The following is a 14,579-nucleotide window of genomic DNA, read 5'->3' on the forward strand; positions in this document are numbered from 1 at the left end:
TATACACATAAGAATCCACATGCAGGCCAGTGCAAAAATGTGCATAAGCCTGTGGATAATGTGGATAACTATTAAATTGCTTGAATTTCCAAGCTCTTTTCAATGTGGATAATTATTTTTGGCAAAAACAGTCTGTGACCGTGGATATGAGAAGGTATGCACGTTTTGCCAGGAAAAACAGATCAGAGACAATAAAAATGGTAAAACAAAAACAGCGGATGCCAGGTCTTAAAAGGACATGACAACCGCTGAAATTGCAATCAATTATTTTCCAAGTAACTGTTCTCCGATTTTAACAACATCTCCGGCACCCATTGTGATCAACAGATCTCCGGCTTCACAATTATTCAGCAGGAAATTCTCAATCTCATCAAAGGTTGGGAAATATTCGCATGGAGTACCAAGCTCCTGGATCCGTGCCTGCAGATCCTTGGAAGAGATTCCAAGATTATCTGTTTCTCTTGCTGCATAAATGTCTGCCAGAACCACATGATCGGCAAGCTTAAGAGCCTGTGCAAATTCCGGAAGAAGAGCCTTGGTACGTGTGTAAGTATGAGGCTGGAATACGCACCACAGCTTCTTGTGTGGATAATTGTGTGCAGCGTTTAAAGTAGCCTGGATTTCTGTTGGATGATGCGCATAATCATCAACAATGGTAACGCCTGCTACTTCGCCTTTATACTGGAAACGGCGATCTGTTCCTGTGAAACTGCCAAGTCCTTTGACAATGACATCATCCGGAATCTGAAGAAGCCGAGCCAGAGCAATTGCTGCCAGGGCATTGGAAACATTGTGGCTGCCAGGAACTTTCAGATAGAAACTGCCGGCCTTTCTGCCATCCTTCAGAACGGTAAAGGATGCATGTCCATATTTGTCATAAGTGATATCTGTGGCCTGATACTGAGCTTCATGCTCCAGACCATATGTAATAATTTTGCATGAAAGGTCTTTGATAATATCTTGATAATGCGGCGTATCAGCATTAATGATTAGGGCTCCGTCTGCGGGAAGCAGCTGGGCAAATTTGCGGAAGGAATGACGGATGTCGTCAATATCCTTAAAAAAGTCCAGATGGTCAGCATCAATGTTCAGGATCACACTGATCTTCGGGAAAAAGCTTAAAAAGCTGTTGGTATACTCACAGGCTTCTGTGACAAATGTTTCGGACTGACCTACTCGGATATTTCCCCCGATAGAAGGAAGAATGCCGCCAACACTGATGGTCGGATCCGCATCTGCTTCGAGAAGAATCTGGGAGATCATGGAAGTAGTGGTGGTCTTGCCATGGGTTCCGGAAACTGCGATTGGGGTATCGTAGTTGCGCATGATCTGACCAAGAAGCTGGGCTCTGGTCAGCATTGGAATGCCTTTTTCCACTGCACTGGCATATTCCGGGTTATCCGGATGAATGGCTGCAGTGTAAACTACAAGTTCTACATCGTCTGTAATATTGGAAGCGCGCTGTCCGTAAAAGATGCGTGCACCTTTCCTGGTAAGGGAATCCGTAAGCGGGCTTTCTTTGGAATCAGAGCCGGAAACTTTAAAATCCTCGCCGAGAAGGATCTCAGCAAGTCCGCTCATGCTGATTCCGCCAATACCGATAAAATGGATATGAAGCGGTTTATGGAAGTCTATTTGATACATGTTAATCTCCTTATTCTAATCATTTTTCAGCGATTCAATATTATTGAAAGGAAAGCCTCCTGAATCGTTATGAATTTTTACAATTACTTTCATTTATTATACCCCGAACTGTGAAAATTGCAAAGTATTTCTTTGGATAGTCGGTAACCAATATGGTTCACTCTATGACTGGTAATACGCTTTGCGCTGCATATCATGCAGAATACCTTTTTCAGACAGTCCCCAAAGGACTGTGACACTACTGTGCAAAATGAATAAAAAATAGTGGTCGAAGTTTCATTTATGTCGAAAAAACATGTACAATAACGATAAAAAAAATAAAATATCAACAAATAATTTGTAAAATATGTTTATTAAGCATGGGAAGTATGGTATAATGATAAATCATAACTACAACAAGAGGTGATAGCATGATTAAAAAAGAAATGATTGCCATGCTCTTAGCCGGCGGCCAAGGCAGCAGACTTGGGGTACTGACAGAAAAAGTGGCCAAACCAGCAGTAGCTTTTGGAGGTAAGTACCGTATCATTGATTTTCCGTTAAGTAACTGTATTAATTCAGGAATTGATACAGTTGGAGTCCTGACACAGTATCAGCCTCTGAGACTGAATACCCATATAGGTATCGGTGTTCCGTGGGACCTGGACAGAACTGAAGGCGGTGTAACCGTACTTCCACCTTATGAGAAGAGCACAAACAGCGAGTGGTACACAGGAACAGCCAATGCCATTTTCCAGAATATGGCGTATATGGAGCAGTACAATCCCGATTATGTGCTTATCCTTTCAGGAGATCATATATATAAGATGGATTATGAGGTTATGCTTGACTTCCACAAGGCAAATAAGGCGGATGTGACCATTGCCTGTATGCCTGTACCTATTGAGGAAGCCAGCCGTTTTGGTATCATGGTAACGGATGAGACTTTCCGAGTAACTGAATTTGAGGAGAAACCAGAGCATCCAAGCAGCAATCTGGCGTCTATGGGAATTTATATTTTCAGCTGGCCGGTTCTGAAGGAAGCGCTTTACGCACTGAAGGATCAGCAGAGCTGTGACTTTGGTAAACATATTCTTCCATATTGCAAGGATAAAGGACAGCGCCTTTTTGCCTATGAATACAATGGCTACTGGAAAGATGTTGGAACTCTTGGTTCCTACTGGGAAGCAAATATGGAACTGATTGATATTATTCCTGAGTTTAATCTTTATGAGGAATTCTGGAAGATTTACACCAAGGGCGATATCATCCAGCCACAGTATATTTCAGAGGAGGCCGTTCTGGACAGATGTCTCATCGGTGAAGGCTCTGAAATCTATGGCGAAGTACATAATTCTGTAATCGGACCGAATGTTGTGATCGGAAAAGGCAGTGTGATCCGGGATTCTATTATCATGCGGAATACAATCATCGGTGAGAATGTAGACATGGAAAAGGCAATTGTGGCAGAGGACGTAACCATAGGAAATGACGTGGTTCTTGGCTGCGGCGAGGAAGCACCTAATATAAAGAAACCTGCGGTATATGCATTTGGCATTGCGACCATAGGAGAAGGCTCCGTGATTCCGGATAATGTTAAGATTGGAAAGAACACGGCGATTTCCGGTGTGACCACTCCGGCAGATTATCCGGATGGCATTCTGGAAAGCGGACAGGTAATTGCAACAAAGGACGGTGACAAAGCATGAGAGCAATCGGAATTATTTTAGCCGGCGGTAACAATAACCGCATGAGAGAATTATCAGACAAAAGGGCAATTGCAGCAATGCCTATTGCCGGAAGCTACAGAAGCATAGATTTTGCCCTGAGTAATATGGCGAACTCCCGCATTCAGAAAGTAGCTGTACTGACTCAGTACAATGCACGTTCCCTGAATGAGCATTTAAGCTCCTCCAAATGGTGGGATTTCGGAAGAAAGCAGGGCGGTCTTTTCGTATTTACTCCTACTATCACCAAAGAAAACGGTTTCTGGTATCAGGGAACTGCAGATGCTATTTATCAGAATCTCAATTTCCTGAAGAACAGTCATGAGCCATATGTTGTCATCGCATCCGGTGACTGCGTGTACAAGATGGACTATAACAAGGTTCTGGAATATCACATTGCGAAACGCGCTGACATTACTGTTGTATGCACTACATGTCCGGATCCTTCCGAGGTTGAGCGTTTCGGTGTCCTTCGCATGAATGAGGACTGCAGGATTGAGGAATTTGAGGAGAAGCCAATGGTTTCCCCATATAATACTATTTCTACAGGTATTTATGTGATCCGAAGAAGACAGCTGATCGAACTGATTGAGAAGGCTGCACAGGAAGGTCGAAATGACTTTGTAAAAGATATTCTGATCCGTTATAAGAATCTGAAGAGAATCTATGGATATAAGATCGACAGCTACTGGAGCAATATTTCCACTGTTGAATCTTACTATAAGACCAACATGGATTTCCTGAAACCGGAGATCCGTAACTACTTCTTCAAACAGGAGCCGGCAGTTAAGACCAAGATTGATGATCTTCCACCGGCTAAATACAATCCTGGCGCAGATGTTAAGAATTCTCTGATTTCCAGTGGATGTATTGTAAACGGAGTGGTTGAGAATTCTGTCCTGTTTAAAGATGTTTATGTTGGAAATAATTGCGTAATTAAAAATTCCGTAATTTTGAATGATGTATATCTGGGGGATAATACACATATCGAGAATTGTATCGTTGAAAGCCGGGGAACCATCCGGGCAAATTCGTACTACAGCGGTGATGGAGAAGTAGAGATCGTTGTGGAGAATAATGATAGATATAGCTTGTAATATAATAAGACTTAAAGCGCAGTAAATGCGATTAAGAGGAAAGGGGCAGCAAAAATGAACATTACAGACGTACGGGTGAGAAAGGTTGCAAAGGAGGGGAAGATGAAAGCTGTAGTCTCCATTACCATTGATGAAGAATTTGTAGTACATGACATCAAGGTGATCGAAGGAGAGAAAGGTCTTTTCATCGCAATGCCAAGCCGCAAAGCAACCGATGGAGAATATCGGGATATCGCGCATCCTATCAATTCTTCCACTCGTGACAAGATCCAGACGATCATTCTCGAGAAATACCAGGAAGCTGTAGCAGAGGAAGAAGCTGCGGTATAAGAAGTAAAGAGGTTTTTACAACCCCGCATTTTATGGAGAGTTTCATGAAATGCGGGGTGTTTTTTTGCAAAAACATTCCTGTGATTTGCCCAAACTATTTCACGGTATACTGTGCCTGAATTTGTTCTATAACCATGTATTTATTAACTTTCTAGATTCTGGAAAATCGTGAAATATTACGTAAATGTTACAAAAGTTAAATAAAAGTGTTGAAAAAATTACGGAATATGTTATACTTGACCTACGAAAAAAATAACGAGGTGTTTACATAGATGAGATTTAAAAAGATTTTTGCAATGCTGTTAACTGGAATCATGACTGTTTCTATGCCTGGGGCAGTATTTGCTGCTTCTACGGAGGAACAGATCGCTGATGTACAGGCACAGAAAGAAGCTGCGCAGGCAGAACTGGCACAGCAGCAGTCCGACATGGCATCTCTGGAGAGCAAGAAGCAGGAGCTTGAAAGCTATCTGGAAGAGCTGAATGCTCAGTATACAGACCTTACCAACAGTGTATCTGAGCTTGGAATTCAGGCAGCGGAGAAAGAAGAAGAGCTGAAAACCCTGAATACCCAGCTTGAGGAAGCCAAGGCCACAGCGGACAAGCAGTATCAGGATATGAAGAAGCGTATTGTATACATGTATGAGAATGGAAGTGCTTCCATGCTGGAGCTGCTTTTGTCCTCAGAAGATCTGGCTCAGTTTCTGAACCGTGCAGAGAATATAGCCCAGATTTCCCAGTATGACAGAAACATGCTTGCTAAATATAAAGCCCTTCAGGCAGATATCAAGACCCAGGAAGAGCAGGCAGAAGAGGAAGCTCAGAATATTAATGAACTTCTGGCAGAGAAATCTGCCAAACAGCAAGAGGTACAGGCACTTACTGCAAGCACAAATGAGAACATTCAGTCCTATATTTATCAGATCAGTGCCAGCCAGGATGAAATCAGTGCTTTAAATACACAGATCAGTAATGCAGACAGCAGTATTTACAGCCTTTTGCAGGCTGCAGAGGCAGAGAAAGCAGCCCAGGAGGCGCAGGTAGCCCAGGAAGCTGAGGCTGCCGCCCAGTCACCAAGTGACGGGGAAAACTATGGCACAGAGGAATCCTACGATGACTACAGCGAGTCTGAAAGTGATTCCAATCAGGACGCAGATGACAGCAGTGCCTATGATGATTCTTATACCGAGTCATCGGACAGCAGTGAAAGCTCCGACAGTTCTTCCGAGGGCAGTAGTTCATCTTCACAGGGAACCTACCTTGGAACCTTTACTCTCACCGCATACTGTAACTGTGCACAGTGCTGCGGAACAGCAGGAAACCTGACAGCCAGCGGAACTGTTCCTACAGCGGGAAGAACCGTTGCCATGGCTGGTGTGCCATTCGGAACTCAGCTCCTGATCAATGGAAATGTGTATACAGTGGAGGATCTTGGAACACCTTACGGACATGTGGATATTTATTTTAACAGCCATTCAGAGGCACTTGCATTTGGACTTCAGAGTGCGGAGGTTTACAGACTGAATTAAGGAAAAAGAATACGCCCTGACAGGATTAAGATCATTAAAATCTTCTGCCTGTCAGGGCATTTGTCTGCAATAATATATAGGGGGGATTGTTATAAATACGGTTCTCCCGGAATTTCCGGATAGCTTCCCATTCCGATCAGCAGTTCCAGGCCGATCTGTCTTGCCTGGAGTACAGCTTCTTTCACAGCACTGGCATCTCCGGAGAGGGCAAGGATAACTTCATTGGAATGGCTTGTACCGATACTCGGTGTCATATAGCGTGTAATATGAACTGCAGAAGCCTTCATTGCAGTGTCTGCCATTACAAGTCCAATCGCTGCCGGAGAACCTGCCATGAATCCGAAAGCTTCCCCTGGAACTGCGTGAAAGGCCATGGCAAGAGCACCGCCTGCATTGGCTGAAAAAGCAAACTCCAAATGACCGGATTCGCTGATATATAATTCTCCTGCATACTTATTAGTTAGTTCCAGCGCCAGCGAAATAGCGTGGCGCACATCTGAAACATCATTTCCGCCAATCACAATATAGTTGCCGTGTCCACCCCAGCCTTTGGTATCCCGTGGAAATTCAATGGAAAGAACCTCTGTGCCAGTGGCTTTCACCGCATCATCGACAGCAGTGATCTGACCTGCTGCACCTGTACGGGAACTGAAAAGTCCAAGGGTATGATAGCGTGTCCCTATATTCATTTCCTTTAAAAGAGTATCATCAACTCCTGAAATTACAAGTCCGATGGTATCCAGAACAGCAGTTCCCACAAATTCAGTGCGGGCGCATTTGGTACTGATACTGTGTACGTCCATGGAAAAAACCTCCGTAGCATTACTTTTCCTTAGTTTAACATGATTAAGGGAAATTGAAAAGCTGTTTATCTATAATATTGCGCCTGCGCCGTCCATAGTTGGAAATATTTTCCACTTTTATCGGCAGCAAGCTCCTGGTGAGTTCCAGTTTGAATCACAGATCCTTCATGAAATACAACTATTTTATCGCAAAATTTGCAGGAAGACAGACGATGACTGATATAAATGGCAGTTTTATCGCCTGTTATTTCATTAAATTTTCCATATATTTCAGCTTCCGCAATGGGATCAAGAGCTGCAGTCGGTTCGTCCAATATAATAAAAGGGGCATTCTTATAAATAGCTCTTGCAATAGCTATTTTCTGAGCCTCTCCGCCGGAAATGATAATTCCCTTTTTATTGAAATCCTTGTAGAGATAAGTATTCAGACCTTCTGGCATTGTGGAAAGGCGATTGTAAAATCCGGATTTCTTCAGAGCACTTTTTACTTCTTCTTCGTCATAATTGATTTTGGCGGCTACATTTTCTCCAAGAGTCAGGGAAAAGAGTTTGAAGTCCTGAAATACCACGGAAAAAATCATCATATATTCTTTGTAATTATATTTTCGGATATCGATTCCGTTAAGAAGAATTTTTCCTTCTGTAGGATCGTAAAGGCGACATAGGAGTTTGATAAACGTAGTCTTTCCACTTCCATTCATACCAACGACAGCCAGCTTCTGACCGATTTTAAATTTCAAATTAATATTTCGAAGGGCATATTGTTCACATCCCGGATATCGGAAAGAAACATTTCGAAATTCTATTTCATACTTTCGGTCACTGCGTTTTTCAGTAGTCAGGCTTCCCTGATACATGTTATTGGGAATGTCCAGAAATTCAAATGTCTGTTTCAGAAAAACAGCATTGTTTTGCATATCTTCAATGGTGGAGATACAGCCGGATACACTTGAATATACTTTCGTAATAGAGGAAATATATTTTGTAACCGCTCCGATTCCAAAGGCACCTGTCCAGGCTTTTAAGCATACAAAAACATAGGCAATCCCTGTGAAAATTACAGATACTGCGGAAGACGCTGCCATGTAAAATCCAACAGGTCCCTTTCCATATCTGGCAAATAATCCCTTGGAACCGAAAGGATTTTCTTTGCTCAGATTATGCTTTTCGCATATTTTTTCCTGTTGGTAAATCCGCATATCCGCTGCCTTTTTGCTATCATAGCCCAGACGTCCGTAATATGCAAACAAACGATTGGAAAAGGTATGCAGATCTGCACTTCTGACCCAGTATTTTCCTGCCTTTCCAGCGAGTACAGGCGAAAACCAGGTAATCAGTACCATAACAGAAATTATGGCTGTTACACATACCGGATTGTTAAGAATAACAAGTTTTTCTGCTGTTTTTGGAATCTGGCTGGTGAAAAGGGAAATGGTCATGGATAAGCCACAAATGATCGAAAATCCTTCTGAACACAGAGCTTCATAATTTAACAGAACATTGTATAGTCCCCACCCAGGTCCATTGAGATTTTGAATAATGGAAGAATATAACTCCATAGTTTTGCTATCATCTAAATCACAGTAATCCATATCAAAAAGTTTTTCGCACAAAATTCGCTTGATTTTCATTCCAAGACCTGCGCTCCAAGTCCTTTTCCATTTTTTAAGAAATGCAGATATCAAGCTGATTCCTGCTCCGGATAATAAAGTAATCGTTACCAGAAAACGAATGCGGTCAGGGCTTCGGTCGCCTGCAAGTTCTTCAATAACAAGTGCAGATAAATATATGATTATATAGGGAGTCAGTGCTTTCCAGATGGTCAGACTGATTTGGGAAAGAATTAATTTTGGATAATATCGGTAAAAAAGCTTATATGCTCTGTGATTAAGCTGCAGTGCTTCTTTTAACGATATGTTTTTCTCATTTGTCTTCATTTTCCCCATCTCCTTCCCTGTAATATTTGCTTTGAACCTCATAGAGAGCAGCGTATTTTCCACTTTGCCTTAACAGCTCTTCGTGAGTTCCTTCTTCCTGTATTTCTCCCTGCTCCAGCATTAAGATTCTGCTGCAGAATCTGGTAGAAGCGAGCCGATGGGAGATATAAACTGAGGATTTTCCCTTTGTCATTTCGTCATATTTCTGATAAATGTCTGCTTCAGCAATGGAATCGAGTGCGGCAGTTGGTTCGTCCAATATAATAAAAGGGGCATCTTTATATAATGCGCGGGCGAGCATAAGGCGCTGTGTTTCTCCACCCGAAAACATAATTGCATTTTTGTAAACCTCACGATTCAGAAAGGTTTGATACTTATCTGGAAGAGCTTCTATTTTTGGAAGCAAGCCGGCTTTTTTGATACAATTTTTCACCTGTTTCAGGTCGAAATTTTCTGTTTGCGCCACATTTTCTGCAATGGTTCCCGCTAACAATGAAAAATCCTGAAACACTGCCGAGAACAGCTTATAATAGTCTTTTCTGTTATAGTTTCGGATATCTGTTCCATTCAATTTTACCTGTCCCTTTGTGGGATCAAGAAACCCACAGATTATTTTGATCAACGTAGTTTTTCCAGCACCATTAAGACCTACAACTGCCAGATTTTCTCCTGGATGTAAGGTAAGATTTATATTTTTTAAAGTATCTGTTTCAGCTCCTGGATAGCGAAATGAAACATTTTCCAAAACAATTTCATAATTATTTTTAGCGTCCTGATTTAAGGTAAGTCCATCTTTGAAACGGAATAATTCCGGATAATCCAGACATTCCCGGACCGTGGAAATATCAAGAGACTGTCGGTGCAATGTGCCAAGTCCTTCCAGAATTCCTGTAATCCAGCCTGAAAAACTGTCCACTGCAGTAAAATAAAGCAAAAAAGCAGGCACATCAAGACCGCGGTATAATACCAAATAAATTAAATATGCGTAGACCGCTCCATTGCGCAGAAAAGTAAAAGTCAAATCTGCAATTCCAGCCCAGATATAAACACTTTCTGCTTTTCGATGAAATGCTGTAAATTCCCTGGCTGTTTTGCTGTATAATTCTTCCAGCCAGAAACGAAGACCGAAAATGCGGATATCTTTTGCTGCACCAAAGTCAGCTGCACGGTTTAATAAATATGCCATTTGATGTATATATTCAGCTTCTTCCTCCCGATGTTGATACTTATATTCATCTAATCTTTGAGAGATAAAATAACTGATTCCGGCAGTTGACAGAATGACCAAAATCAGAATTGGATGAATTTGTGTAAGAAGACCGGCGTAAATAAAAAAACAGACAATATTGATCAAAAGTACAGTTAGTGTATTCCAGATTGCTTCAGTGGCCTGATCGTTATTGTCCGTATATTCGGCCGATTTGGTCAGTAATTTTTTGAATTTCATATCGTCTATATTGGGATAAGATGTTGTGGATGCTTTTTTGTTTAAAAGATTTACAATCTCACAACGGACACTGATCCGTCCGCAAATTACGTTTTGATTTGCATAAGCCAATGCAGCTGATACCAGCATTATCATAAGCACAAAAATTACAATTGTAAAAAGCAGTTCCTGAATGGAAACATGATTTTCTATTGCACTTAATATGACAGGAGAAACATAAAGGTTAAGAAGGTTCTGTATAATGGTTAACAGTGCGATAAAAAAGCTGATCACCAGAACTTTCTTCTCCTGAGAAGTGCAGGCAAGTTTAATCATGAACCATATATTTTGAAAAGTACTGTATTTTGATACAGGATTTTTTTGAAACATGATTTTCCCTTCTTTCTTATTTTTCTTTTGATACCAGATTGCTACGTGCTTTGCACTCCCGCAATCTTCAAAAACATTCGTAATCCGCTCATTTTTCTTCGGAAAATGGCTACTTACTCATGTTTTTTGCGGGTCAAGAGGTCAAAAATCCTCTTGCAAGCGAGCTTGCATCGGCTTTTTGACCTTTTGACTCTGGTATCATTAAAAAGATTCTTAATATGATTTTACCAGAAAAAATATCCCCGGATTAAACCGGGGATGAATTGCATGTTTCGGGGGATGAATTATAACTGGGGCAGTAAAATCTCAGTGGTAAAGGCGCCCTCTTCACTGTTTCGGCTGATATATCCATCAGATCGCTTTACTATATCATCAATACGGATCAGCCCCAGACCATGACCATCACCTTTTGTACTTTTAAAAAGATTTCCCTGTTTTTTCAACTTCTTTCCCGCTGTAAAGTTAGTGAAAGAAATGTATAACTGCGTGTTTTTCATGTCCATATAAATGCGGATCAGTCGTTTTTCTTTGGGAAGCTGCAGGCTGGCTTCTATGGCATTGTCGAATAAATTTCCAATAATACAGCAAAGATCAATTTCAGAGGAATTCAGCTTAACAGGAATGTCAGCATCTGCAATTACCTGAATATCTTTGGACCGTGCCAGTGATATTTTAGAATTTAAAATAGCATCTGTCATGGCATTTCCGGTTTTTATCACAGTATCTACTGTGGTAAGATCCTTGTCAAGAAGATCGAGATAATGTCTGATTGCGTCCCAGTTTTCTGTGGCTGCATAAGCCTTCATTGTTTGGATATGATTGCGATAATCATGGCGCCAGCCTCGCATCTGGCGGTACATATTATCAACCTCCTGATAGTGAGTTTCAATCAGTTCCTTCTGATATGCAGCCATTTTTTTAGCTGCTTTTTTCGAAAATAAATGCATTTTAATCTCCCAAATCAGTCCATATTAATGATTGCCCGGTTAACCTTCTCATAAGCGCCGCGTGGAAGGGGGATTATACTTCCATCCTGCAAATAAATCTCTTTTTTTGTAACCCGGCTGATTTTTTTTAGATTTACCAAAGCAGAACGTCCCGCTCTGAAAAAATGAGAATCCAGCTTTTTTTCCAATTCGCTTAAGGTCATTTTCAGGGTGATAGTCTGTTGACTGTGAATCGTAATATAATTGCTGTTTACCTCTGCATAATTGATCTGACAGATGGGCAGACGAATCATCTCACCCTGACTGATTATGTTAAGAACCTTCTCATTCTTGATAAGCTTTGTGACTGCACGGTCAAGAACTGTAAAGAACTTCTCTTCTTGTATGGGCTTCATCAGATAGTGAAGGGCATCTACTTCATATCCGTCAGAAATATAGTCTGCGTATCCGGTGATAAATATAATTTGTACGGTCTGATTATCCTGCCGCAGCTTCCTTGCCATGGTAACACCATCCATGGCGCCCATTTCTATATCAAGGAGAAGAATGTCAAAATCTTTTTTCTCGGCATAATGAAACAAAAAATTTTCGGCTGATGTAAATTCTGAAATCTGTATATGATAACTGTTATGACTGCCCCATATTTCGCACAGAGAAGAAAGATAATTTCTGTCTGTGGCAAGGTCATCACAAATTGCAATTCTATATGTTTGACACAATTTTTTAATCCTCCATTTTACAGAAGTATAGCACGTATGCGGGAAACATGTCCAGATTCTTCACGAAGAGAATTGTAAACCAAAAACAAATAATAGGTTGACAATTGCAACGTAACTGTGTTAGATTGTATCTGACAAAAATAATATTTACTCGAGGAGGAGAATATGAGTACCGTAACCGCAACAAAGACAAAAACATACGACCTGGCATACATAGCTATTTTCGCCGTACTGATCGCAATCTGTTCCTGGATTTCCATTCCAATGACAGTGCCGTTTACATTACAGACATTTGGTGTATTTATGGCTGTTGGTGTGCTTGGCGGAAAGAGAGGCAGCCTGGCTGTACTGGTTTACATTTTACTTGGAGCTATTGGTGTTCCTGTATTTGCAGGATTTTCAGGAGGACTTGGTATTCTTCTTAACAATACCGGCGGTTACATCATCGGATTTCTTTTCTCCGCCCTGGTAATGTGGGCTATGGAATCTCTCTGGGGCAAAAAGCCTGTTATTCAGATTCTTTCCATGGTAGTCGGACTGATTGTCTGCTACGCAATGGGAACTATCTGGTTCATGGTTGTATATACAAGAACCTCCGGAGCTGTCGGACTTGGAACCGTACTGGGCTGGTGCGTAATTCCATTTATCATTCCTGACCTTGTAAAGATCGCTCTGGCATTTGTTTTGTCCAGAAGGGTACGTAAGCTTGTACCAATGCAGTAAAAAAGAACGTCAGACATATCCCATTCGCCCTCACCACGGGATGTGCCTGGCGTTTTTTATCGGAAATGGCTACAGCACTGGATTTACAGCCCATATGCAGGAAATGCTGGAGCTTTTTACAAAAGGGGCAGATGTTTGTCTCACAGTAAAAACTGACGAAATCTGCTCAGCCTGTCCAAACAATAGCCAGGGAATCTGCGAGGCAGCCGAGAAGGTGAAAAGATATGACAATGCAGTGCTGGCAGAATGCGGCTTAAAAGAAGGTCAGAAACTTGCATTCCCGGAATTTACCGAAGCAGTACAGAAAAAAATCATTGAAACGGGAAAAAGAACGAAAATCTGCGGCGATTGCCAGTGGAACCGGATCTGCCAGGAACAGCCGAGTCGGTGGAGTAAATAAAGCAGCTCTCGCGGAAAAATACAGAGAACCGGATATCCAGCACTTTGCGGAATCCGGTTCTTTGTGTTTTAAAGATTATTTATTTGACTTTAGCTTTTTTATTAAGTCCCCGTTTCTTAAGGATCTGGTTATAAAGAGCTTTCTGCTTTTTCGGAACTTTTACAGTAGCTTTTGGACTTGTATTTTTGAATGCGTTTTTGCCAATGTTCTTTAATGTAAGCCGGCTGGATTTGATGGTAATGGAAGTAAGTTTTTTGCAGCCGTAGAATGCATTTTTACCTATTCTTACAATATTCTGACCAATTACCACTTTTTTCAGCTTACGGTTATTTTTGAAAGCATTGGTGGAAATTTCAGTTACTTTGTAGGTGGCACCTTTTATTTTTATTGTAGTTGGAATGATGACACTGGTTTTTACTTTATTTCCAATAAAGGCAACTGTCTGGCTGGAAGAACGGCTGCTTGTAACTTTGTATATGTTTCCAGTTTTTTTATCTGTAATTTTTGTTCCAACTGAAACGGATGGAGTCGGTGTTACAGTTGGGGCAGAAGTGATTGCCGGTGTTGGTGTGGCTGTTGGAACCGGAGTCACGGTTGGCATTGGAAGCTTGGCAATTGTCTCAGTTCTCGTTACACCACAAATAGTACAGGTGTATGTTTTTACGCCTTCTTCTGCAATTGTTGCAGGTTTGGTGATTACACCGTTATTCCAGGTGTGCTTGCCGGAAGCAGGAATTTCAGTTACATCTTTTTTGCTGTCACAGCGTGTGCAGTGATGGCTCTTGCTGCCGACTGTTTCGCAGGCAGCAGCGGTATCGATAGTCCAGTCGGAACTGTAGTTGTGCCCCAGAGCTGCGACTGCCTCAGTCCTTGTTTTGCCACAGGCATTGCAGGTAAAGGTTTTTACACCCTCATCAGTACAGGTAGG

Annotated in this window: 13 protein-coding genes; 6 read left to right on the top strand and 7 right to left on the bottom strand. The window is 41.5% G+C overall.

Annotated features, from left to right (window positions below):
- Positions 1 to 264: 264 nt before the first annotated feature.
- Positions 265 to 1,644 carry a UDP-N-acetylmuramate--L-alanine ligase gene (gene murC, locus AB5170_RS18560; protein WP_173769803.1) on the bottom strand — a complete coding sequence of 460 codons (1,380 nt, stop codon included), beginning with the start codon at positions 1,642 to 1,644 and terminating at the stop codon, positions 265 to 267.
- Between the two features lie 410 nt (positions 1,645 to 2,054).
- On the opposite strand from murC, the gene AB5170_RS18565 reads away from it, so the two are divergent.
- From AB5170_RS18565 to AB5170_RS18580, 4 genes are all read left to right on the top strand, one after another.
- On the top strand, positions 2,055 to 3,332 hold the full coding sequence (locus AB5170_RS18565; RefSeq protein ID WP_173769802.1) for a glucose-1-phosphate adenylyltransferase: 1,278 nt from the start codon (positions 2,055 to 2,057) through the stop codon (positions 3,330 to 3,332).
- Positions 3,329 to 4,447, top strand: coding sequence for a glucose-1-phosphate adenylyltransferase subunit GlgD (gene glgD / locus AB5170_RS18570; RefSeq protein ID WP_118577983.1), 1,119 nt, complete (start codon positions 3,329 to 3,331; stop codon positions 4,445 to 4,447). Before AB5170_RS18565 ends, glgD begins: the two co-directional genes overlap by 4 nt.
- 54 nt (positions 4,448 to 4,501) lie before the next feature.
- The gene (gene spoVG / locus AB5170_RS18575; RefSeq protein ID WP_173715856.1) at positions 4,502 to 4,777 is read left to right on the top strand and encodes a septation regulator SpoVG; all 276 of its coding nucleotides are present in this window, start codon (positions 4,502 to 4,504) and stop codon (positions 4,775 to 4,777) included.
- A 272-nt stretch (positions 4,778 to 5,049) separates the two neighbouring features.
- Positions 5,050 to 6,306: a hypothetical protein gene (locus AB5170_RS18580; protein WP_173770893.1), complete on the top strand. Its 1,257-nt coding sequence runs from the start codon at positions 5,050 to 5,052 to the stop codon at positions 6,304 to 6,306.
- 89 nt (positions 6,307 to 6,395) lie between these two features.
- On the opposite strand, the gene pduB is transcribed toward AB5170_RS18580, so the two are convergent.
- The 5 genes from pduB to AB5170_RS18605 form a co-directional block, all read right to left on the bottom strand.
- Positions 6,396 to 7,109 carry a microcompartment protein PduB gene (pduB, locus tag AB5170_RS18585; protein WP_173769799.1) on the bottom strand — a complete coding sequence of 238 codons (714 nt, stop codon included), beginning with the start codon at positions 7,107 to 7,109 and terminating at the stop codon, positions 6,396 to 6,398.
- A gap of 65 nt (positions 7,110 to 7,174) precedes the next feature.
- A complete protein-coding gene (locus AB5170_RS18590; protein WP_173770892.1) occupies positions 7,175 to 9,046 on the bottom strand; it encodes an ABC transporter ATP-binding protein in 1,872 nt (623 codons plus the stop codon).
- The gene (locus tag AB5170_RS18595; RefSeq protein WP_173769797.1) at positions 9,033 to 10,862 is read right to left on the bottom strand and encodes an ABC transporter ATP-binding protein; all 1,830 of its coding nucleotides are present in this window, start codon (positions 10,860 to 10,862) and stop codon (positions 9,033 to 9,035) included. Before AB5170_RS18595 ends, AB5170_RS18590 begins: the two co-directional genes overlap by 14 nt.
- 284 nt (positions 10,863 to 11,146) lie before the next feature.
- Positions 11,147 to 11,809, bottom strand: a complete 663-nt coding sequence (locus tag AB5170_RS18600; RefSeq protein WP_148463561.1) for a sensor histidine kinase — start codon at positions 11,807 to 11,809, stop codon at positions 11,147 to 11,149.
- Positions 11,810 to 11,823: 14 nt separating this feature from the next.
- Complete coding sequence (locus AB5170_RS18605; protein ID WP_148463560.1) at positions 11,824 to 12,528, bottom strand: LytTR family DNA-binding domain-containing protein; 705 nt, start codon at positions 12,526 to 12,528, stop codon at positions 11,824 to 11,826.
- Between the two features lie 165 nt (positions 12,529 to 12,693).
- Here AB5170_RS18605 and AB5170_RS18610 point away from each other — a divergent pair, with 165 nt between their 5' ends.
- The gene (locus tag AB5170_RS18610) at positions 12,694 to 13,251 is read left to right on the top strand and encodes a biotin transporter BioY (RefSeq protein WP_148463559.1); all 558 of its coding nucleotides are present in this window, start codon (positions 12,694 to 12,696) and stop codon (positions 13,249 to 13,251) included.
- Positions 13,235 to 13,651: a DUF1284 domain-containing protein gene (locus AB5170_RS18615; RefSeq protein WP_306467730.1), complete on the top strand. Its 417-nt coding sequence runs from the start codon at positions 13,235 to 13,237 to the stop codon at positions 13,649 to 13,651. Before AB5170_RS18610 ends, AB5170_RS18615 begins: the two co-directional genes overlap by 17 nt.
- A gap of 79 nt (positions 13,652 to 13,730) precedes the next feature.
- Here the strand turns inward: AB5170_RS18615 and AB5170_RS18620 are convergent.
- Positions 13,731 to 14,579: leucine-rich repeat domain-containing protein (locus tag AB5170_RS18620; protein WP_368365133.1), on the bottom strand; the 849-nt coding region annotated here is incomplete at its 5' end.

The sequence above is a fragment of the Ruminococcus sp. RTP21484sp1_RTP21281st1_A8_RTP21281_210402 genome, from assembly GCF_040914025.1.
In the GTDB taxonomy this organism is placed as follows: domain Bacteria; phylum Bacillota; class Clostridia; order Lachnospirales; family Lachnospiraceae; genus Blautia_A; species Blautia_A faecis.